Annotated in this window: 18 protein-coding genes; 1 reads left to right on the top strand and 17 read right to left on the bottom strand. The window is 38.7% G+C overall.

All coding sequences use genetic code 11. The annotated features are described in order from the left end of the window. Positions 1-69 precede the first annotated feature (69 nt). The gene (locus tag ACYX4O_RS09645) at positions 70-1,203 is read left to right on the top strand and encodes a site-specific integrase (RefSeq protein ID WP_476357075.1); all 1,134 of its coding nucleotides are present in this window, start codon (positions 70-72) and stop codon (positions 1,201-1,203) included. Positions 1,204-1,314: 111 nt separating this feature from the next. Here ACYX4O_RS09645 and glnA read toward each other — a convergent pair whose 3' ends face one another. From glnA to spoVS, 17 genes are all read right to left on the bottom strand, one after another. Continuing rightward, entirely contained in the window at positions 1,315-2,652 is a 1,338-nt protein-coding gene (glnA, locus tag ACYX4O_RS09640; protein ID WP_476356696.1) for a type I glutamate--ammonia ligase, read from the bottom strand. 36 nt (positions 2,653-2,688) lie between these two features. Beyond that, the gene (locus ACYX4O_RS09635; RefSeq protein WP_476356694.1) at positions 2,689-3,090 is read right to left on the bottom strand and encodes a MerR family transcriptional regulator; all 402 of its coding nucleotides are present in this window, start codon (positions 3,088-3,090) and stop codon (positions 2,689-2,691) included. A 140-nt stretch (positions 3,091-3,230) separates the two neighbouring features. After that, the gene (locus ACYX4O_RS09630) at positions 3,231-4,112 is read right to left on the bottom strand and encodes a C39 family peptidase (RefSeq protein WP_476356692.1); all 882 of its coding nucleotides are present in this window, start codon (positions 4,110-4,112) and stop codon (positions 3,231-3,233) included. 56 nt (positions 4,113-4,168) lie between these two features. Continuing rightward, positions 4,169-5,413 carry a methionine gamma-lyase family protein gene (locus tag ACYX4O_RS09625; RefSeq protein ID WP_476356690.1) on the bottom strand — a complete coding sequence of 415 codons (1,245 nt, stop codon included), beginning with the start codon at positions 5,411-5,413 and terminating at the stop codon, positions 4,169-4,171. 3 nt (positions 5,414-5,416) lie between these two features. Then, positions 5,417-6,667: a GTPase HflX gene (gene hflX / locus ACYX4O_RS09620; protein ID WP_476356688.1), complete on the bottom strand. Its 1,251-nt coding sequence runs from the start codon at positions 6,665-6,667 to the stop codon at positions 5,417-5,419. 118 nt (positions 6,668-6,785) lie between these two features. Then, on the bottom strand, positions 6,786-7,715 hold the full coding sequence (gene spoVK, locus ACYX4O_RS09615; protein WP_476356686.1) for a stage V sporulation protein K: 930 nt from the start codon (positions 7,713-7,715) through the stop codon (positions 6,786-6,788). A 171-nt stretch (positions 7,716-7,886) separates the two neighbouring features. Then, positions 7,887-8,111, bottom strand: a complete 225-nt coding sequence (hfq, locus tag ACYX4O_RS09610; protein WP_476356684.1) for an RNA chaperone Hfq — start codon at positions 8,109-8,111, stop codon at positions 7,887-7,889. 39 nt (positions 8,112-8,150) lie between these two features. Further along, the gene (miaA, locus tag ACYX4O_RS09605; protein ID WP_476356682.1) at positions 8,151-9,086 is read right to left on the bottom strand and encodes a tRNA (adenosine(37)-N6)-dimethylallyltransferase MiaA; all 936 of its coding nucleotides are present in this window, start codon (positions 9,084-9,086) and stop codon (positions 8,151-8,153) included. 180 nt (positions 9,087-9,266) lie between these two features. Further along, positions 9,267-11,117, bottom strand: a complete 1,851-nt coding sequence (gene mutL / locus ACYX4O_RS09600; protein WP_476357073.1) for a DNA mismatch repair endonuclease MutL — start codon at positions 11,115-11,117, stop codon at positions 9,267-9,269. 34 nt (positions 11,118-11,151) lie between these two features. Beyond that, positions 11,152-13,752 (bottom strand): DNA mismatch repair protein MutS, encoded by a 2,601-nt coding sequence (gene mutS, locus ACYX4O_RS09595; protein ID WP_476356680.1) that lies wholly within the window; start codon positions 13,750-13,752, stop codon positions 11,152-11,154. 181 nt (positions 13,753-13,933) lie between these two features. Further along, positions 13,934-14,494 (bottom strand): outer spore coat protein CotE, encoded by a 561-nt coding sequence (gene cotE, locus ACYX4O_RS09590; protein WP_036778884.1) that lies wholly within the window; start codon positions 14,492-14,494, stop codon positions 13,934-13,936. Between the two features lie 215 nt (positions 14,495-14,709). Continuing rightward, positions 14,710-15,138 (bottom strand): YlbF/YmcA family competence regulator, encoded by a 429-nt coding sequence (locus ACYX4O_RS09585; protein WP_188649877.1) that lies wholly within the window; start codon positions 15,136-15,138, stop codon positions 14,710-14,712. Further along, positions 15,139-16,698, bottom strand: coding sequence for a tRNA (N6-isopentenyl adenosine(37)-C2)-methylthiotransferase MiaB (gene miaB / locus ACYX4O_RS09580; RefSeq protein WP_476356677.1), 1,560 nt, complete (start codon positions 16,696-16,698; stop codon positions 15,139-15,141). A gap of 155 nt (positions 16,699-16,853) precedes the next feature. Then, on the bottom strand, positions 16,854-18,029 hold the full coding sequence (locus ACYX4O_RS09575) for a glycine C-acetyltransferase (protein ID WP_476356675.1): 1,176 nt from the start codon (positions 18,027-18,029) through the stop codon (positions 16,854-16,856). Between the two features lie 21 nt (positions 18,030-18,050). Then, positions 18,051-19,091 carry an L-threonine 3-dehydrogenase gene (tdh, locus tag ACYX4O_RS09570; RefSeq protein ID WP_476356673.1) on the bottom strand — a complete coding sequence of 347 codons (1,041 nt, stop codon included), beginning with the start codon at positions 19,089-19,091 and terminating at the stop codon, positions 18,051-18,053. Positions 19,092-19,245: 154 nt separating this feature from the next. Further along, complete coding sequence (locus ACYX4O_RS09565) at positions 19,246-20,172, bottom strand: dipeptidase (protein ID WP_476356671.1); 927 nt, start codon at positions 20,170-20,172, stop codon at positions 19,246-19,248. Positions 20,173-20,395: 223 nt separating this feature from the next. Beyond that, a complete protein-coding gene (spoVS, locus tag ACYX4O_RS09560) occupies positions 20,396-20,656 on the bottom strand; it encodes a stage V sporulation protein SpoVS (protein WP_036778868.1) in 261 nt (86 codons plus the stop codon). Positions 20,657-20,698 lie beyond the last annotated feature (42 nt).

Below are 20,698 nucleotides of genomic sequence, written 5' to 3'. Positions count from 1 at the left end.
GGAGGCTGTTATTTGAATTAACCATCAAAGCTTAATTAATCTAGTATTGTAAATGGAGAGGTGAATAATATGGCTACTTTCCGCAAAAGAGGAGAAAAGTGGGAATATAGAGTTTCGTATAAAGATCCGCTAACGCATAAACACAAAGTTAAATCAAAAAGTGGATTTAAAACTAAGAAAGAAGCTCAACTTGCGGCAAGGGTGATGGAAGAAGAATTAGAAGAGGGGTTTTATCAACGTCCACCTACTTTAAAGAAATACCTTAACGATTGGCTACTTGAGCATAAAGAAGGAACTATTAGAAAAAATACGTTTAACTTGCATCAAGCGAACATTACCAATCATATTATCCCATACTTCAAAGATGTTAACCTCGATGATGTAAAACCAATGATTTATCAAAAGTTCATTAGCCAATTAGTCAACCAAGGTTATAGTAAACGAACTGTTGAGATTGTGCATGCCACTATGTCAAACGCTTTAAAAAAAGCTGTTCAAATCAATTTAATCAAATCAAATCCTTGTAATGGGGTAACTATTAAAGGTGAACGCAAGAAAAAAGAGATTGAATTTATTGAAAGCTGTGAGATCCCTGACTTTCTTCAAGAGTCTTATAAATATGGGTATATCTATTGGATCTTTTTTAAAGTTCTAATAGAAACTGGCATGCGTAAAGGGGAAGCGGCTGCACTTCAGTGGTCTGATGTAGATTTAAAAGAAAGGACAATCTCTATATCAAAAACATTAGATTTTAGTGCTAAGAAAAAAGAAGAGCTTTTTGGTGATACGAAAACTTACTCATCTAAACGATGTATTTCAATAAGCCAATCCCTCACTAATGATTTGCAATACCATAAGAAATATCAAAACCAAAACAAATTAGCTTTGAACAATATATACCATCATGATCTCGATCTTGTTTTAGCAAGGAATGACGGTAACTTCATGCCAAAGTCTTCCTTATTTAATTCTTTTTCTCGCATCTTAAAGAGAGCTGAACTTCCTTCCCTACCTATTCATTCCTTAAGACACACCCATGCAGTTCTACAATTAGAATCAGGAGCAAGTATGAAATACATTCAGGAAAGATTGGGCCACGGAAGTATTGAGATCACCTCTGATGTATATGCTCATGTTAGTAAGAAAATCGAAAAAGAAACAATGACCAAATTCGAAACATATACAAAACAATTTCTAAAATGATCTTTATATTTTTGGTCATATTTTGGTCAAGTAGGATTATGAGATTTAACAATATACTTTTGACCAAAAAATAAAAACCCTCGACACCAATGGCATCAAGGGTTTTCAATCTTAGTAAGTTGATAAATACTGTTCGCGCTCCCATGGGTGAACCTGTGTACGGAACATATCCCATTCGATTTCTTTCGCTTCAATGAAATGTTCAAATAGATGTTCTCCCAGGGCTTTAACCATTGTTTCGTCTTTTTTAAGTAGCTCTAGTGCGTCAGAAAGTGTTGCCGGCAAGTCTTGAACGCCGTGTTTGATGCGCTCTTCTTTATCCATTACGTAAATATTGCGATCTACTGGAGTTGGTGCTTTTAGACCGTTCTCAACACCATCAAGTCCAGCAGCTAACAGAACAGCCATCGCTAGATAAGGGTTTGCAGAAGGGTCTACACTACGAACCTCAATGCGTGTACTCAGTCCACGTGAAGCCGGTATACGAATGAGTGGGCTACGGTTCTGACCAGACCAAGCTACATAACACGGAGCTTCATATCCAGGTACTAAACGTTTATAAGAGTTAACCGTTGGGTTTGTCACCGCTGTAAAGTTCGTTGCATGCTTCACAATACCAGCAATAAACTGATAAGCTGTCTGACTTAATTGCTGATCGCCTTTTTCGTCGAAGAAAGAATTCGTTCCATCTTTAAACAAGGACATATTACAGTGCATACCTGAACCATTAACACCGAAAAGGGGTTTAGGCATAAACGTCGCGTGTAAACCATGTTTACGAGCAATCGTCTTAACTACCAGTTTGAATGTTTGGATATCATCGCAGTGTTTTAAAGCATCTGCGTATTTGAAATCAATCTCGTGTTGCCCAGGAGCAACCTCGTGATGAGATGCTTCAATTTCGAAGCCCATCTCTTCTAGTTCAAGTACAATGTCACGACGACAATTCTCACCAAGATCTGTTGGAGCTAAATCAAAATAACCACCACGGTCATTTAGCTCCATTGTAGGTTCGCCTTTTTCGTCTAACTTAAATAAGAAGAATTCAGGTTCTGTACCAAGATTAAAGGCAGAGAAGCCAAGCTCTTCCATTTTCTTTAAGTTACGCTTCAAGTTATAGCGCGGGCACCCTTCAAATGGTGTACCATCGGGATTGTAAATATCACAAATAAAGCGAGCTACCTTCCCTTTTTCAGATGTCCATGGAAATACTACAAACGTATCAAGATCAGGATATAAAAGCATATCAGATTCTTCAATACGTACGAAGCCTTCAATGGAAGACCCGTCAAACATCATTTGGTTATCGAGTGCTTTATCAAGCTGACTGAATGGAATTTCTACGTTCTTAATCGTTCCTAGTAAGTCTGTAAATTGTAATCGAATGAATTTAACATTCTCTTCTTGGATCTTTTCAAGGATCTGATCCTTACTCAATTTAGCTGCCATAAGCGACTTTCTCCTCCCGGTATACATAAGTTTATATTAATGGAAGAATCGTGATAATTCTCCCTGACGCAACGAGGATTTCCCGAACCTATTTGCTTGAAACAGTTCGTTTTTAAGCATCTTTCGCAACTCTTTCTCAGATAACTCTTCTCTTACTTCTTTAATCTCTTCTTCTGAGTAATCATTTTGTTGTTGAGGTTGCATGGACAACACTTGCTTAATGCCTGCAAGGTTAACCCCTTTTTCAATTAATGCTTTAATTTCTAATAAACGATCTACATCATTGAACGAAAATAAACGTCGATTTCCATCAGAGCGAACAGGATGAATCAAATCATGTTCTTCATAGTACCTAATCTGTCGTGCAGAAAGGTCTGTAAGTGATTTTACAATCCCTATCGGGAATAGAGGCATCGATCTTCGTAGTTCATCATTCATGATTTAGCCCTCCTTATCGTAACGTTTATGTATCTTCATTGTATGTAATGAATCATATTCTGTCAATACATGTGAGCTTTTTTTACATATTATCAAAAGCCTTCATGGCGCAAATGAAAGCCCATACACACCGAAGCCTTTTACTTAATCACTATAGCCTGACTCCCCATTTGCTTAAAGGCTTTTTCAAATAAGGTCCGGTCTACCTTTTGGTTTTTCTCTCCATACGGATTATTAATATAGACATACTCTTCTGAGTATCCTGTTATAACAACACTATGAACACTATAGCTTACATCCACCTCACCGTGTGGTGTATCCCATGTTTTGAAATCATTAGTAGGGGCAAAATTTCCTGTAGTGATGACCCATATTGGTTTTCCAACCTTTACAAATTCATATAATGTCTCAGGGTCACTGCCTGTTAAATCCTCGGCCCGTTCACCCACATATGACTTGGCAAGTTCATAAATAGGTCCATGGTAGACCGATAAACCAGGACCATTTTCCATATCTCCAACAAAACCCTTATTTGGATTGCCCTTTAAACCATTCGAATAAGTAAGCGGGACTCGCTCTATTTGGTTTGCAAGCTCATTCTTTGTTACATCAACGTTATGATAATTTAATACCATTGCTAAACTAGTGACTTCACACCCATTATATAGTCTGGGTGCATCCATTTGGTTTAGTAAAGGGACGTTCAGAGGGTTTTTAAATGATTCAGCTTTTAAAAACATGTACTCCGCTTCCCCTTGAAATGTTTCGTATAAATCATAGTCTGCAACATTCCAATTTGGCTTTTGTGATAACAGTTTACTAGATACATAGCTTACCTCCCCTGTTAGAAACATAGGGCTTAGATTCTTGAAACTAACGGAACCTGACTCTTTTTCTCTTACTAAATTAGTTGTTGGTTCATCTATAGAAGAAAATGAGGTGTTGAAAGTAAATGCTAAAATTACTGGGATTAATAGCCTTGTTTTATTCATACGTTCTCCTCTATTCGCTAAATTGCTCATAAATATAGCCCCTTTAAAAAAGATAGGGGCCATATTTAATGAATGTTAGTTTTTTATTATTCTGGTATTTTTAATAAGCGTATTACTGCCATCTTAATTGCAATCTTCACGTGCGCATAAGTTAAGCCACCCTGCACAAAAGCTGTATATGGCGGACGTATAGGACCATCTGCAGTCAATTCAAGACTGGCTCCTTGTACAAACGTCCCAGCTGCCATAATGACATCATGTTCATATCCAGGCATGTAGCTTGGATATGGTGTCACGTGAGAGTTAATAGGTGAAGCTTTTTGTATCTCTTGACAGAATGAAACCATTTGTTCAGCTGTATTAAAAGTGACGGATTGTATTAAATCAGTGCGCTTAGCCTTATAATGGGGTGTTGTAATAAACCCGAGCTTCTCTAAAAATCGGGATGTAAAAACAGCCCCCTTCATTGCTTCACCTACGACGTGAGGTGCTAAGAAAAGCCCTTGATACATTTCCTGCAAGCTGTGAAGAGTAGCCCCCGTTTCTTTACCTAAACCAGGTGCAGTTAAACGGTTGGCACATTGTTCGACCAGACTTGCCTTACCTGCAATATAACCGCCTGTTCGCGCTAAGCCACCGCCAGGATTTTTTATTAAAGACCCTGCTATAAGGTCTGCCCCAACGTGAATCGGTTCTTGCTCTTCTGCGAATTCTCCGTAACAGTTGTCGACAAAAACAATAATTTCAGGATTGATCTCTTTTACAAACTCAATCATTTCTTTTATTTCAGCAATCGTGAAGGAAGGGCGATCTGCATATCCTTTTGAACGCTGTATTCCAACTACTTTTGTTTGAGGAGTTATTGACTTTTGGACTCCTTGAAAGTCAACTGCTCCATTCTCTAAAAGGTCGACATGATGGTAGCCAATATGGAAGTCCTTCAGTGAGCCATTCCCTGAACCTCTTACGCCTACGATTTCTTCTAATGTGTCATATGGGGCTCCGGTTATATAGAGTAGCTCATCATTGGGTCTTAACAACCCAAAGAACGAAACGGTAATGGCATGTGTACCTGAAACAATTTGAGGGCGTACAAGAGCATCTTCTCCCCCAAAAACGTCTGCGTAAACCTGTTCTAATTTATCTCGTCCCATATCATCGTAACCATACCCAGTAGTAGGGTTGAAATGGGAATCACTTACTTGTTGGTCTCTAAACGCTGATAAAACTCGTTCTTGATTGTGCTCGACAAGTTTATTGATCGAATCGTGGATAGACTTACTATCAAGTTCTGCTTCTAATGCTAATTGATCTAATTCATTTTTTTCCATTGTTTATTCTTTTTCTCCTCTATGGTTGTTCTTTAGTTGACGGTAAAGCGGATGTTCTTTATCTATCCAACCCTTCACAAGGTACTTTTCATCCTCTTCAATGAAATCGCGTTCTTTAACGATTGAATTTGACTCAATGCGATGAAGAAAGTTACTCTCCGAAGCTTGAATATAAACTTGGAAAGGTTCCCAATCTTCTACCATTACCTCTTCGATCTTATCTAAAAGGCGCTTTAAGTCAATTGGATCATGTGCGCTAATCGTAACTGCAGGCAATGTTGCCGGAAAGAAATTCGCATCTAAAAGATCTCGTTTATTATAAACCGTTAACATCGGTAAATGATCCGCTCCTAAGTCATTTAAAAGCTGTTGAACGGTTTTTTCATGTTGAATGTGATCTTTGTGAGAAGCATCGACCATATGCAATATGAAATCTGCTTCTGTTACTTCTTCTAACGTTGATCGGAACGCTGCAATTAAAGTTGTAGGCAAGTCTTGAATAAACCCTACCGTATCAGATAAGAGGGCTCTAAAGCCTGAAGGCAATTGGATTTGACGTGTAAGTGGATCGAGAGTTGCGAATAACTGATTCTCTTCAAACGATTCACTGTCAGTCAGACGATTGAAAAGAGTAGACTTACCAGCGTTCGTGTAGCCGACAACCGCTATCTGAAAAGCGCGATTTTCTTTACGACGCTTTCTATACTGATTACGTTGGCTTACTACTTGTGATAAGCGCATTTTAATATCGTCTATACGACGCCTAATATGTCGGCGATCTGTTTCAAGCTTTGTCTCACCAGGGCCGCGTGTTCCAATACCCCCACCGAGCCTCGACATATTCTTCCCTTGTCCATAAATACGGGGTAGCATGTACTGAAGTTGGGCAAGCTCCACTTGTAACTTACCTTCCTTTGTATTCGCTCTTCTTGCAAATATATCAAGGATAAGCTGGGTTCGATCAATGATACCTACATCCAAATAGTCTGCCAGCTTACTCATTTGACCTGGTGATAACTCATCATTGAAAATGACAAGTCCAATGTCATTCATCTCTAAATACTCTTTAATTTCTTGTAATTTTCCTTCCCCTATATATAGGGCAGGGTGTATTTTGTTTCGTTTTTGAACAAAAATTTTATGTACTTGACCATGAGCCGTTTCTGTTAAAGATTGTAATTCTTCAATAGAAGAGTGGAAGCGCTCTTCATCTGTATTTGGTAATTGGCAAGCTACTATGACTGCTTGTTCCATAACAACATCCCTCAACTTTCTAATTGTGCCCTTATCATAACACAGACCCTTTTTTAAAGCGAAATGAGAACATTATTCTAATACACAAAAAGGAGCCCCTCTCTATCGAGGAGCACCATTAAGTCTTCGTTTGAAAAATTAAATCCTGACCTGTTATTTGCATAAGTTCTGGTGCGGAATAACGATTTTGCTTCATGATGCGCATCGCTTGTTTGCGCATAGACTGTTCAATAACGTTTCGAATATAACGTCCATTTGAAAAACCGCCCCCCCGATGTTGTTGCATTCGGATTAAGTGATCTTTAAGCTTCCATTCTGCGTCTTTTGAAAATTCATATTCTCGTTCAGCCGCCATTTGCTTCGCAATCGTCATGAGTTCATCAATCGAATAATCTTTAAAATCTAATATAATTGGAAACCTTGACTTCAATCCAGGATTTAAGCGTAAAAACCGGTCCATTTCATCAGGGTAACCCGCCAGAATCAAAATAAAATCATTATGATTGTCTTCCATATGTTTCACTAAAGTGTCAATGGCTTCTTTTCCAAAATCTTTCTCCCCGCCACGAGCTAATGAATAAGCTTCATCTATAAATAAAACTCCACCCATCGCCTTTTTTACAAGATCCCTTGTTTTCTGAGCTGTATGTCCAATGTATTCTCCGACAAGATCCGCACGTTCAGCTTCAATAAAATGACCTTTTGAGAGAACATTCATCTCATGAAATAGTTCGGATATTTTTCGGGCCACTGTTGTTTTACCTGTACCTGGATTCCCTTTAAATAACATATGAAGCACTTGCTTTGAAGGCTTAAGGCCTGCTTCCTCCCGCTTTTGATTCACATAAATACTAGCATAAATTTCTTTAACTGTAGATTTTAAATGGTCGAGTCCTATGAATTCTTCGAATTGTGTATCGATACGTTGAAATGGATTCGTTGCATAAGAAGTTGCCGCAATTTCTCTATGTTCGATTGCTTGATGTTCCCTATCATGAAACATAATATTGATCTGACCATTCTTTTTATAGGTCACTTGCGTATCCAATAGGATCACCCCTTATTCACTGACAGTATACGCAATCATAAGGAGGGGTGTGACAAATGCCTATATATTTAACCAATGAATATTAGTATGTGAACTGTTTCTACTGCTTTAGTATTACAAATAGCCTATTTACAAGAAAAAGCGGACCCCTAAACAGAGTCCGCTTTCAGCTTATTCTTTATCAAACGTAATGGTCTTAGATGGAGCAAATGTAGAAATCGCATGTTTAAATATTAATTGTTGCTTTCCGTCGGTTTCTAACATAACGGTGAAATTATCGAAAGCTTTAACGACTCCGCGAAGTTGGAAACCGTTAAGCAAAAATACTGTTACTTGAACATGTTCCTTACGAAGAGTATTTAAAAATTGATCTTGGATATTCACTGTTTGAGCCATGAATCTTCCTCCTCTTTTCTATCTGTGCTTACTATATTTCTATATTTGATTCAGCTTTCCTGCTAAATCAGTTAAAATTTCTTCAAACTTTTCTGGAGCTGTTTCTATTGAAATTTCATACCAATCCACGTCCATTTTATTTCGAAAATATGTAAGTTGACGTTTTGCATAACGCCGTGAATTTTGCTTCAGCTCTTCTATTGCATCGTAAAGAGGTTGTTGGTTGTGTAAATAAGGAAGAAACTCCTTATAGCCAATGGCTTGCATACTTTGAGCATCTTCATATCCTTGATCGATCAGTCGGTTTACCTCAGACAGCAAACCATCTTCAATCATATCATCTACACGCTTATTTATTCGTTCGTAAAGTGCTTCTCTGTCCATATTCAAACCAATTAATATAGGATTATACGGAGAAGTAGGTTGCTGAGTTTCTTGGTATTCACTCATAGTCATTCCTGTTAATTCATAAACTTCAAGCGCTCGAATCACTCTTCTTATATTATTTGGATGAACTTTAGAGGCCTGTTCTGGATCAATTTGCTTCAAACGATTAAAGTAGGGCATGACTCCTTCTTCTTTTATCTTGTTCTCAAGATTTTGTCTGAACTGATCATCACGTGCTGTTTTGGAAAATTGGAAATTGTACAAGACCGATTGAATGTAAAGTCCTGTCCCACCAACGATAATGGGTAGCTTCCCTCTATCCGAAATTTCCTCTATGTACTTGGAAACTCTGTCTTGGAATTCTGCCACAGAGAATTCATCACCAGGATCTTTAATATCAATCATATAATGAGGAACGCCGCCCATTTCTTCTTGGGTCACTTTCGCAGTTCCGATATCCATCCCCTTATAGATTTGCATAGAATCTCCGCTAATGATTTCCCCATTAAAGCGCTTAGCGACCTGAATACTTAGAGACGTCTTCCCTACTGCTGTTGGCCCGACAATCGCTACAACTGGTTGCTTCATTTTGATGCCTCACTTTGTTAAACGAACAATTGTTCTTTAAAGGTTTTTGCTATCGTTATTATACATGTTCCTCTAAAGAAAAGAAAGCCACGTATTAATCTACATTCATATCACCTTACCTCACCTCATAAAAAAGCGAACGATCCTTCAAAAAGGATCTAGTCCGCTTAATTCTTGTCATTACATTACACGTTTAAACATCTTTTCCATTTCATACTCAGAGAAATGAACAATAATCGGGCGACCGTGAGGGCATGTAAATGGATCCGTAGACTCCCGTAAGTCATCAAGGAGACGCTTCATATCTTCATGATTTAAATAATGGTTTGCTTTAATGGATCGTTTACAGCTCATTAAAATGGCCGCTTCTTCACGCAAAGAAGTAATATTAATGTTATTTTCATTTAATACTTGGTCTACCATTTCTTCGATAACTTCTTGTTCATGACCTTTAGGAAACCATTGTGGGTGCGATCGAACAATAAAGGTTTGCTCTCCAAATGGTTCAAGGAACAAACCTACATGTTGCAACTTTTCCATGTGCTCTTGAATCAAAATGGCTTCTGGCTTTGTGAAGTCAAAAGTCATTGGCATTAGTAATTCCTGAACTTCATTAGTCGTCTGACCTAATTTATCACGGAAAAACTCATATTTAATTCGCTCTTGTGCAGCGTGCTGGTCAATAATATAAAGACCATTCTCATTTTGCGCAAGAATATAAGTTCCGTGTAACTGACCAATTGGATAAAGAATAGGCACGCGATACGTTGTCTCTACTACCACTTCTTCTTGTTCCTGTTCGGAGACAATTGGTTCATGATCTTTAGCATCTGTTTCAAAGTCTGGTGCAGTTGCCTTTTTAACTATTTCTGCATAATCAGGAGCTTCACTTTCTTTCATCCACTCTGGTTCTTCTCTTCGAGTATTAGAATTCCACTGTGCTGCATGAGGTTCTGACATAAAGGAAGTAGGTTTTGGTCTTTCTTCAAATGAAAAGCTCCCCTGAACAGACGAATCTTTCTCTTTTGCACGTTTTGGCTTCTGTTCAACTTCCGGTATAAGAGTTTCTTTCCGAAAAACACTTGTAACAGCTTCTTGTACTGCGTCAAAGAGCTCCTTTTCTTTACTGAAACGAACTTCTAATTTAGCTGGATGAACGTTTACATCTACCAAATAAGGATCCATTTCAATTTGCAGCACCACAAGTGGGTACCTGCCTATTGGGAGTAGTGTGTGATACCCTTGCAAAACGGCTTTATTGACTGCCGGGTTTCGAATATACCGACCATTAACGATTGTAGACATATAGTTCCTTGAGGCTCTAGTAATCTCAGGTTTAGCTATATAACCAGTAATGGTGAAATCAAGTGTCTTCGCTTCGATAGGGATCATTTTTTTGGCTGTAGACATCCCATAAATTTGAGAGATCACTTGAAGAATATCCCCTCTACCAGTCGTTTGGAACAAGCGCTTCCCGTTATGATAGCATTCAAAACGGACTTCAGGATGAGACAAAGCCATACGATTCATTACATCTGTAATGTGTCCAAGTTCCGTGTGAATAGTTTTCATATACTTTAACCTTGCTGGTGTATTAAAGAAGAGCTCATCAACCGTAATTTCAGTTCCTTGTCTCGCATCGCTTTTATCTTTTTCTTTTAAAGCTCCACCTTCTAAATAAAGTTTCGTTCCAGCTTCTTTACCTGTTGATGATTTAACAGTTAAACGACTGACGGCTGCAATACTTGCTAAAGCTTCCCCTCGGAATCCAAGTGTTTTCACTCGGAATAGCTCATTCTCATGCGTTATTTTACTAGTAGCATGACGTAAGAAAGCTCGTTCACTATCCTCTTCGCTCATGCCTTTTCCATTATCCATAATTTTGATTTTGGAGAGACCCGCTTCTTCTAGTTCAACTTTGACCCAAGTACTTCCTGCGTCAATACTATTCTCAACCAGTTCTTTAACAACTGATGAGGGACGTTCTACTACTTCACCTGCTGCAATTTTATTCGCTAAAGCGTCAGGCATTTGATGAATAGTTGCCACTTGACCTCCCCCTTTTTTATTTCTTCAATTGCTTTTGTAATGTGTATAAATGATTCATCGCTTCAATAGGATTTAGTTCTAAAAGATCAAGCTCTGACAATTGCTTTATCACCTGATCTTGATTAGAACTCCTCTCAGGCTGCTGTTTTGTTTCTTTAAACGGGATTGTCTCTTCTTTAAATAAGGATAATTGCTCGTCTGGTTCGACAGGTGAATCCTGAGTTTGTACGGCAGTATCCTCTTCACTAGATGATCCTTCTAATTGAGCAAGAATTTCATTAGCACGATTGATCAGCCCTTCTGGCAACTCAGCAAGTTGTGCTACATGAATGCCGTAACTCTGATCAGCCGCTCCGTCTTGTATTTGATGAAGAAACACAACCCGCCCTTCGTATTCTTCAGCTCGTACATGAACATTTTTAAGATGGTTCAGCTGTTCGTCTAGCGCTGTCAGTTCATGGTAGTGCGTTGAAAACATGGTTTTTGCATGAATATGATTGTGAATATGTTCAACAATTGCTTGAGCTAGAGCCATTCCATCATAGGTACTTGTCCCTCTGCCTATTTCATCAAGCAAAATTAAGCTTTTATCTGTGGCACGGGTTAAAGCATGTTTAGCTTCTAGCATTTCGACCATGAAAGTACTCTGACCAGAAACAAGATCGTCTGCTGCTCCGATTCTTGTAAAGATCTGATCGAAGATTGGAAGTCTAGCAGCTTCGCAAGGAACAAAGCAACCAATTTGCGCCATAATTGCAGTTAACGCCAATTGTCGCATATACGTACTCTTACCACTCATATTTGGACCTGTTATGAGTAGAATATCTGTTTGTTCAGGCATATCTACATCATTTGGAACAAACGTATCATTTTGCATAACTTTTTCAACGACCGGATGGCGACCTTTTTCAATGGAAACTTCACGTTCTTCAACAATAGAAGGTCTTGTATACTGGTACTCTTCACTTACTGTCGCAAACCCTTGCAACACGTCTATTGCGCTAATTTGCTCCGCAAGAATTTGTAATGGACGAATAAAGTTTTTCACCTGATCCCGAACTTCTATAAATAAATCATATTCAAGTTCAACACTTTTCTCTTGAGCTTCAAGAATGAGTGTTTCTTTTTCCTTTAATTCAGGTGTAATATACCTCTCAGCATTGGCGAGTGTTTGTTTACGCTCATATCGCCCTTCAGGAAGGAGGTGTATATTCGCTTTAGTCACTTCAAGATAATAACCAAATACACGATTGTATCCAATTTTCAGCTTGCTAATACCAGTTTCTTGTCTTTCCTTCTGTTCAAGTTGTGCGATCCATTGCTTTCCGTTCCTAGCCGCATCCCGGTAATCATCTAACTGACTATTATACCCATCTTTTATTAGGCCACCTTCTTTCACTGTAATAGGTGGTGCATCCATGATTGCTTTCTCTAACAGATCATGAACCTCATCTAAGGGTTGAAGTTGGGCAGATAAAGCTTTTAATTCAGGTTTATCAAAAGTAGCAAGAAGCGACTTGATTTCAGGGATACGTCCAATTGATTGCTTTAACTGTACAAGGTCACGGGCATTAACATTGCCATATGCCACTCTGCCAGCTAGACGCTCCAGATCGTAAACAGACTTCAATGATTCTCTGAGCGTTTCTCTTTCAAAGAATTGATCCATAAAACCCTCTACCTGGTTATAGCGTTCTTCAATGCTTTCTTTACGAAGTAACGGGCGCTCCACCCATTTCTTTAATGTACGAGCTCCCATGGATGTGACCGTTTTATCAAGCACCCAAAGAAGACTCCCCTTCTTTCCTTGCTTGCGGATTGTTTCCATAAGTTCAAGGTTACGTTTGGAATACATGTCAAGCGTCATATATTCTTTAAGCTGAATTTGATATACAGGTTTTAAATGATCGAGCGATCGCTTCTGAGTGTCTTGGATATAGTTAAATAATTGTCCGAATCCAGTAATAAGACGATTATCCTGCAAATTTTCTACAAGAGATTGAAAACTTTCAGGGATGGTATTCTCTTCTTGCTTGGATATAGTTACACCAAGTCGGTCTTGCAAGGCTTTTTGATGGGCTTCATCAAATGTTGGCGGGACAATAATTTCTTTTACAGGGCGATTAAATAATTCACTTAGCACACCGTCAAAACCATCTTCTAATAAAGCAATGCTGTTTTCTCCTGTGGTTAAGTCGTTATAAGCAACTACATACGTTTGCTCATGAAAAGGCGTAATAGAAGCCAAGTAGTTATTCTCATCTTCAGAAAGCATCGCCCCTTCCATGACGGTCCCTGGAGTTACAAGTTGAACAACCTCTCTTTTCACAACACCTTTTGCTGTTTTGGGGTCTTCCACTTGCTCACAGATGGCTACTTTATATCCTTTTTCAATTAATGTTTTTATATAATTTGCTGATGAGTGGTAAGGAACCCCGCACATTGGGATGTTTCCACCATCACGACTTGTTAATGTAATTTCTAATTCCTGAGCGGCTTTCGTTGCATCTTCATTAAACAACTCATAAAAATCGCCTAAACGGAAAAATAAAAAGGCATCTTGATATTGCGCCTTAATTTGCATATATTGCTGCATCATTGGTGTTTGCTTTGCCATAAAGAATCCTCCACGAACGAATTTCAATTACAACACATTATAGCATATCAAGAACCATTCTAACGACCGAATCATTCTGGAAACCGAATACTATTCCACTGTAAAGGACAGAAGGGTGCCTGGCACCCTTCTGTCCTTTACAGCAAAAAAGACCTGACAAGTGTCAGGTCTTCTCTGAGCGTTATTCTTCTTCGTCTTGTGCGAGGAAGTCTGGATTAACGTGTGAAAAATCATCACTTGAGACATCATATCCCCAGTCATCTTCATCACATACACAGCCATCTGGGTCGACTTTAACACAGATCTTTGTCTCTCCTATAACTTCGACAATGAATTCCCGCTCAACATCAACGATAATTTTATGTCCTTGGTGCGCAATGCGTGCTTCTAAACAGTTTGGTTGTTGCACGACACGAGCTATGACTTCAAAGTCACAGTCCAGACAGTTTTCATCCTTAATGGATAAAGGCACCTTATCACAGTAATGTACTTTCTCTGTAACGACTTCTGTCTTTGTATTATCGCTGTACGAATACCATACATTGATTTCGTAACTACCAGAAACCTCAACGTAATCGCCCTTTTTCTTTGCATTATAAATGTGGTTGATTACCCAGCATCCTAGAATGCTTGTTGGGCGATGAGATGGTGTTACAGTATTTGTGTCCTGGATAAACTTCCTACCCTTTCCACATACCGCTTTTGTAATAATCTCACGATACTCCTGATCAAATAACGACATGAGAGCCCAACCTCCTCCTTCTTTGTTCACTCACATACTATGCGAGACATTCGCCCTAAGTGCACAGATCATAAAGATAAATCGATAATCATGGCAGGTTGAAACTTTAGTTCCTACTTCATTCTATGCAAGAGCCTAGAAAAATGTACGAAAAGTTTTATAAGCAATAAAAAAGAGCGCTCTCTTTTTTCGAGAGCACTCTTTCACCTCATTCTTTAATGATCACAAGATCCTCCTGATTGGACCGCAGACCCTGTTGTTCCTTCTAAAAGATCGCCACCTGTGTCGCGTATAATTTGATTCGTTACTTCATTAGCAATTGTGTTCGTCACACTTTGCAAGAAGTCATTAACGGACGATTGCGTTTGTTTGAATTCTTCCACAACCGGAATTGCGTCTAATTCGGCTTGAAGACGATCAATTTCTTTCTCTACTTTCTTCTGAGCTTCTGTTTTTTCATAATATTGAAAGTTCACAGCTTGCTTTTGAAGAGATTTAATACGACTAATATATTCCTGAACCTTTTTATTTTCATTTAACTTTGCTTCTACTTGTTTAAAACGCTCAATTTCTGGCGTCTCTACGATTTTGTGCGCTAGGCTTTGAGCTTGTTGAATGACTTCACTACGTGTATATGTTGACATTTATTTCACCTCTACTGCTTCGACCATTTCTCCGTCCAGTGACCACGTTTTGGCTTTTGTCACCCGAACAGGGACAATTTGACCAATAATGGATTTTGGACCTCGGAAATTCACGAGCTTATTTTTATCTGTATGTCCAGCAAGTACATCAGGGTTATTCTTACTTTCCCCTTCTACTAACACATGGACTATTTCATTTTCATACTTCTTCATTGCTTGAGCGGATTGATGATTAATAACAGCATTCAATCGTTGTAAGCGCTCTTTTTTCACTTCCATTGGAACGTTATCCTGCATCTTCGCTGCTGGAGTTCCTTCTCTTGGAGAGTAAATAAATGTATAAGCACCTTCAAAACCTACTTCTTCAACAAGGCTTAACGTATCCTGAAACTGTTCTTCAGTTTCGTTAGGGAATCCAACTATTATATCAGTCGTCATTGTTGCATTTGGCATTGCTGATCGAATCTTATCAACGAGCTCAAGATAGCGTTCGCGCGTATATTTACGCGCCATGATTTTAAGAACTTCTGAACTCCCAGATTGTACAGGTAAATGAATATGATCGAGTAAGTTTCCACCTTGAGCTAATACTTCTATTAAACGGTCGTCGAAATCTCGAGGATGTGAAGTCGTGAAGCGCACTCTCGGAATATCAATTTTATGAATCTCGTTCATTAAGTCACCAAGGCCATATGTCATATCATCGAAATCTTTCCCGTATGCATTTACATTTTGACCAAGTAAAGTGACTTCTTTATATCCTTGAGCTGCCAATTGACGCACTTCCTGAATAATATCCTCCGGACGACGACTCCGTTCCTTGCCTCGTGTGTATGGAACAATACAATATGTGCAGAACTTATCACAACCATACATAATGTTTACCCACGCTTTTATATTTCCTTTGCGTTCTCTTGGAAGGTTCTCTACAATGTCACCTTCTTTAGACCATACCTCAACCACCATTTCTTTCCCAAATAGCGCTTCTTTTACTAAGTATGGAAGGCGGTGAATGTTATGTGTACCAAATATTAAGTCTATGAATTGGTGCTTTTGTAGAATACGATTTACGACGGATTCTTCCTGAGACATGCACCCACATACACCCAATAGCAGATCTGGTTTCTCGCGCTTTAAGGATTTTAAGTGGCCTATCTCACCAAAAACTTTATTTTCAGCGTTTTCTCGAATCGCACACGTATTAAGTAAAATGATATCTGCTTCTTTTTGATCACTTGTAGATTCATAGCCCATGTCTGTTAATATACCAGCCATTACTTCTGTATCATGTTCATTCATTTGACATCCGTATGTTCGAATAAGAAATTTCTTACCGTTACCTAATCCTTTGAGATCTTCAGGAATATCAAAATCATAATGAACACTCACATCTTCTTTTCCGCGTTTCTTTGCACTTTTTAAAGAAGGGGGTTGGTAAGTCGTTTCAAAATATTTAGCAAAGTCTTCAGTTGTCTTTTCTTTTAAAGGTTTATCCTGATCCGGCTTGTCTTGTTCAGGTTGTTGAATGGAACTCATTTCTTTTCGTTGTTGTTCATTCATTCAGAGAACTCCTTTCACACTGTCTCTAATTGTAATATTATATCAGTCTCCGACCTTAAAATAAAAGAAAATTTCGTGAACATATGTAGAAAAGAATAGGAAAAGGCCTATTCCTCAAAAGGAATGACCTTTCCTAAAAAAAGAGTGGTTTTAATTTACAAAAGCCCAAGTGTCTTTCCAGCACGTTCGAATGCTTTGAGCGCTTCTTGCAATTCCTCTTTGGAATGTTCTGCTGTTACAATTGTACGAATACGCCCTTTTCCTTTAGGTACCGTCGGAAAGACAATTCCTTGAGCAAAAACGCCTTCATTAAACAGTTCATCGGAAAATTTATGCGTTAGCGCGTCATCACCTATCATAACGGGAGTGACAGGCGTTTCACTAATGCCTGTATTAAACCCAAGTTCTTTCAAACCATCTTTAAAGAATTTCGTATTATCCCATAGCTTCTGAATTAACTCAGGTTCCTCAAGTAAAACATCAATCGCTGCATCGCATGCTGCTGTTACAGCAGGAGGATGAGATGTACTGAATAAAAATGGTCGGCCTTTATGAATTAAGTATTCTTTTAAGGTTTGTGAGGTTGCCACATAACCCCCAAGTACACCAATAGCCTTACTTAAAGTTCCTACTTGGATATGTACTCTACCATCCAATCCAAAGTGATTCACAGTACCTCTTCCATTCTCTCCAAGCACACCACTAGCGTGCGCATCATCCACCATAATAAGTGCATCATACTTCTCAGCAAGCTCTACTATTTCTGTTAAAGGAGCAATGTTTCCATCCATGGAGAATACTCCATCTGTTACAACAAGCCTAGTTCGATATTCAGTTGACTCTTTTAATTTTTCCTCGAGTGACTCCATATCTACATGCTTGTAGATTTTTCTTGCAGCTTTTGTTAAACGGATCCCATCAATAATAGAAGCATGGTTCAGTTCATCTGAAATAACAACATCCTGGTCACTTAACATAGAAGACAAAACACCTTGGTTTGTTGTAAAGCCAGACTGAAATACAAGAGCTGCCTCTGTATGTTTAAACTTGGCTAATTTCCGTTCGTAATTTTCATGCATAGAAAGTGTTCCTGCAATAGTACGAACTGACCCGGTTCCAACACCATATTCTTTAACCGCATCTTCTGCAGCTTTTTTAAGCCTAGGGTGAGAAGTTAAACCAAGGTAGTTGTTAGAAGACAGTTGGATAACATCTTTCCCTTTAATGGTTACACGAGACCCTTGTGCAGATTCTAGGGGTATTAGCTCTCTATAAGTCCCTTGGTCTTTCATTTCCTCTAGCTCTGTTTGTAAATGTTCAAAACCTTTCATACCTTAAAACCTCCTGAATTATTATGGGTGTAATACAACTTTTCCGCATTGACCATTATTCATTAACTCAAAACCTCTATGGAAATCTTCTAGAGGTAAGTGGTGAGTAAGAATAGGCGTTACATCAACTTGCTTAGATTGCAAGAGCCTTGAAACCTGCTGCCACGTTTCAAACATCTTCCTCCCTGTAATACCTTGCACTTCTATGCCTTTAAATACAACATCATTTGTAATATCAATGTGAACGGGTTGCACTGGCAAGCTTAAAATTGAGACCCGGCCACCGTTTGTTACCATTTTAAATCCTTGATCCATAGCAACTGGATGACCACTCATTTCACAAACAACATCCACACCATGTCCATCAGTTAAATCTTTTGCACGTTTAATAGGGTCCTCATTTATCGAATGAATGGTTATGTTTGCTCCCATATTTTTTGCTAGCTCTAAGCGATAAGGATTTACATCAAAAGCTAATACAAGTGAAGCACCTGCAGCTTTAGCTACACCAACCGCCATAAGACCAATCGGTCCACAACCAATAATGGCTACGGTTTTACCAGCAACATCTCCATTTAAAACAGTATGTACTGCGTTCCCCATGGGCTCTTGAATAGAAGCGATCTCTATTGGCATATCTGAAGGGTTTTTCCACATATTCTCTTCTGGTAAGGCAACATATTCTGCAAAACATCCTTGAGTATCTACACCAATAATTTTTGTGTTCTCACAAATATGGAATTGGCCTGTTAAACATTGTGGACACTGGTGACATACGATATGCGTTTCTGCACTAACGTAGTCTCCAACTTTTACCTTCGTTACTTTTTCCCCTATTTCTACAACTTCTCCTGCAAATTCATGACCAAATACATACGGAGGATGAACCCGACTCTTTGACCATTCATCCCAATTATAAATATGGACATCTGTCCCACAAATAGACGTAGCTTTCACTTTTATTAAAACATCCAAATCTCCAACTGCCGGAATCTCTACTTCAGCTAATTCAGCACCCGGACCACTCTCACTCTTCATTATTGCTTTCATTTTTCCATTCATGACGAACAACAACTCCTTATTAAAACTCCCTTTAATACTATTAATATCATAAAAATCAATATGAATCTAGTATATTTTTTATTGCTGTCCTCCTGAAATGAACAAATGATCACCAACAGAAAACGTTTTCAAAATTTGTTTCAAAACGCCCCCTTTACTTCTTCGGAAACGTTCGTATGAAATTCTCATAACACACCTTTCTGACGATATCTTGCGAAAAGTGATTAACTACAATTTGCGATAAAAAAGATTCATATTCTGTATAATCTTCAAGACCTGTAACTACTTTATCCGTCCCATCAAAGTCAGATCCAAAGCCAAGTGAGCACTCCCCACCAAGATTGATTATATGTTTCATATGACGGATTACATCCTTTCTATAAGCCTCTAGCGTTAAGTTTAGAAACTCCGTTACATATGTAACACCAATAAAGGCCCCCCTCTCTATTAAAGCTTTTAATTGGGCATCGTCTAAATTCCTAGGATGTGAAGCAACTGCATAGGCATTTGAATGACTTGCCATTGGGAAATCTGCAATTTGTAAGGTGTCCCAAAAACCTCTGTATGAAATATGAGATACATCTGTCCATATCTGTTGTTTATTTAAATACCGAACAACATCTCTACCGAAATCTGTCAATCCAGCCCCTCGTGTCTCACCAATTCCATCTGCAACCGCATTTCCTTGATTCCACGTTAAGCCGACTGCTCTCACTCCTAACTGAACAAGTGTTTTAAGACGACTCAATCGATCTCCTATCGGATGACAGCCCTCGAGCGTTAAGACAGCCCCTTTCTCATCAGGACCTAATGATAGAAGCTGGTTTTGATCTTTTATCCATACCACTCTTTCATAAGGATCTACTATACGCTCTTTAAACAATTGAACCATTTCTAACGCTACATCAAATTGGCTAGCACTCGGGACTGTTTCTGGCACAAATATAGCAAAGCATTGCACTTTAACAGGAGAATTCATCCATTTCTCATAATTCACTTGTAAATCAGAGCTATTAAAAAAAGAACGGTCAGGTCTTTCCCATAACTTCCATAATACATCACAGTGAGCGTCAATTATCATGATGTACCTCCTCGTTGTTCTACTATCAATCAAACTAAATAAAAAATCTAGTATCTACCAAAAGTAAAGTATAAAAAAAGGCTCCCTTAAGAGGATTCTAATTCAATCACTAGATTGATCTAGGTCCATCCTTAAGTGAGCCTTATATAACTAGTAGGAAAATGGTTTCAAGCATATAAAAGGGGTGTCCCAAAAAAGAGTAGGGGACACCCTGTTTATTCAGTTACCTTGGCTCAACAATGAGTTTAATAGCCGTACGTTCTTCCTCGTCAATCATAATATCCGTAAAGGCAGGGATACAAATCAAATCAACACCACTCGGAGCCACGAATCCTCGAGCGATTGCTACCGCTTTCACGGCCTGGTTAAGCGCACCAGCACCGATAGCCTGAATTTCTGCTGAGCCGCGTTCTCTTAGCACGTTCGCAAGTGCACCTGCTACAGAATTAGGGTTAGATTTTGCTGAAACTTTTAATATTTCCACTACTAGTTCCTCCTTCGTAACCTAAGATTCTTCCATTTCTAC

Source organism: Pontibacillus sp. ABV4_188 (genome assembly GCF_056311905.1).
Note: the sequence above shows the minus strand (reverse complement) of the source record. Positions and strands in the feature narration are given on the sequence as shown.

Coding starts and splice junctions, on each gene's coding strand:
- ACYX4O_RS09645 (WP_476357075.1), top strand. CDS start 70: ATGGCTACTTTCCGCAAAAGAGGAGAAAAGTGGGAATATAGAGTTTCG.
- glnA (WP_476356696.1), bottom strand. CDS start 2,652: ATGGCAGCTAAATTGAGTAAGGATCAGATCCTTGAAAAGATCCAAGAA.
- ACYX4O_RS09635 (WP_476356694.1), bottom strand. CDS start 3,090: ATGAATGATGAACTACGAAGATCGATGCCTCTATTCCCGATAGGGATT.
- ACYX4O_RS09630 (WP_476356692.1), bottom strand. CDS start 4,112: ATGAGCAATTTAGCGAATAGAGGAGAACGTATGAATAAAACAAGGCTA.
- ACYX4O_RS09625 (WP_476356690.1), bottom strand. CDS start 5,413: ATGGAAAAAAATGAATTAGATCAATTAGCATTAGAAGCAGAACTTGAT.
- hflX (WP_476356688.1), bottom strand. CDS start 6,667: ATGGAACAAGCAGTCATAGTAGCTTGCCAATTACCAAATACAGATGAA.
- hfq (WP_476356684.1), bottom strand. CDS start 8,111: ATGGCTCAAACAGTGAATATCCAAGATCAATTTTTAAATACTCTTCGT.
- miaA (WP_476356682.1), bottom strand. CDS start 9,086: ATGAAGCAACCAGTTGTAGCGATTGTCGGGCCAACAGCAGTAGGGAAG.
- mutL (WP_476357073.1), bottom strand. CDS start 11,117: ATGCCTGACGCTTTAGCGAATAAAATTGCAGCAGGTGAAGTAGTAGAA.
- mutS (WP_476356680.1), bottom strand. CDS start 13,752: ATGGCAAAGCAAACACCAATGATGCAGCAATATATGCAAATTAAGGCG.
- cotE (WP_036778884.1), bottom strand. CDS start 14,494: ATGTCGTTATTTGATCAGGAGTATCGTGAGATTATTACAAAAGCGGTA.
- ACYX4O_RS09585 (WP_188649877.1), bottom strand. CDS start 15,138: ATGTCAACATATACACGTAGTGAAGTCATTCAACAAGCTCAAAGCCTA.
- miaB (WP_476356677.1), bottom strand. CDS start 16,698: ATGAATGAACAACAACGAAAAGAAATGAGTTCCATTCAACAACCTGAA.
- ACYX4O_RS09575 (WP_476356675.1), bottom strand. CDS start 18,029: ATGAAAGGTTTTGAACATTTACAAACAGAGCTAGAGGAAATGAAAGAC.
- tdh (WP_476356673.1), bottom strand. CDS start 19,091: ATGAATGGAAAAATGAAAGCAATAATGAAGAGTGAGAGTGGTCCGGGT.
- ACYX4O_RS09565 (WP_476356671.1), bottom strand. CDS start 20,172: ATGATAATTGACGCTCACTGTGATGTATTATGGAAGTTATGGGAAAGA.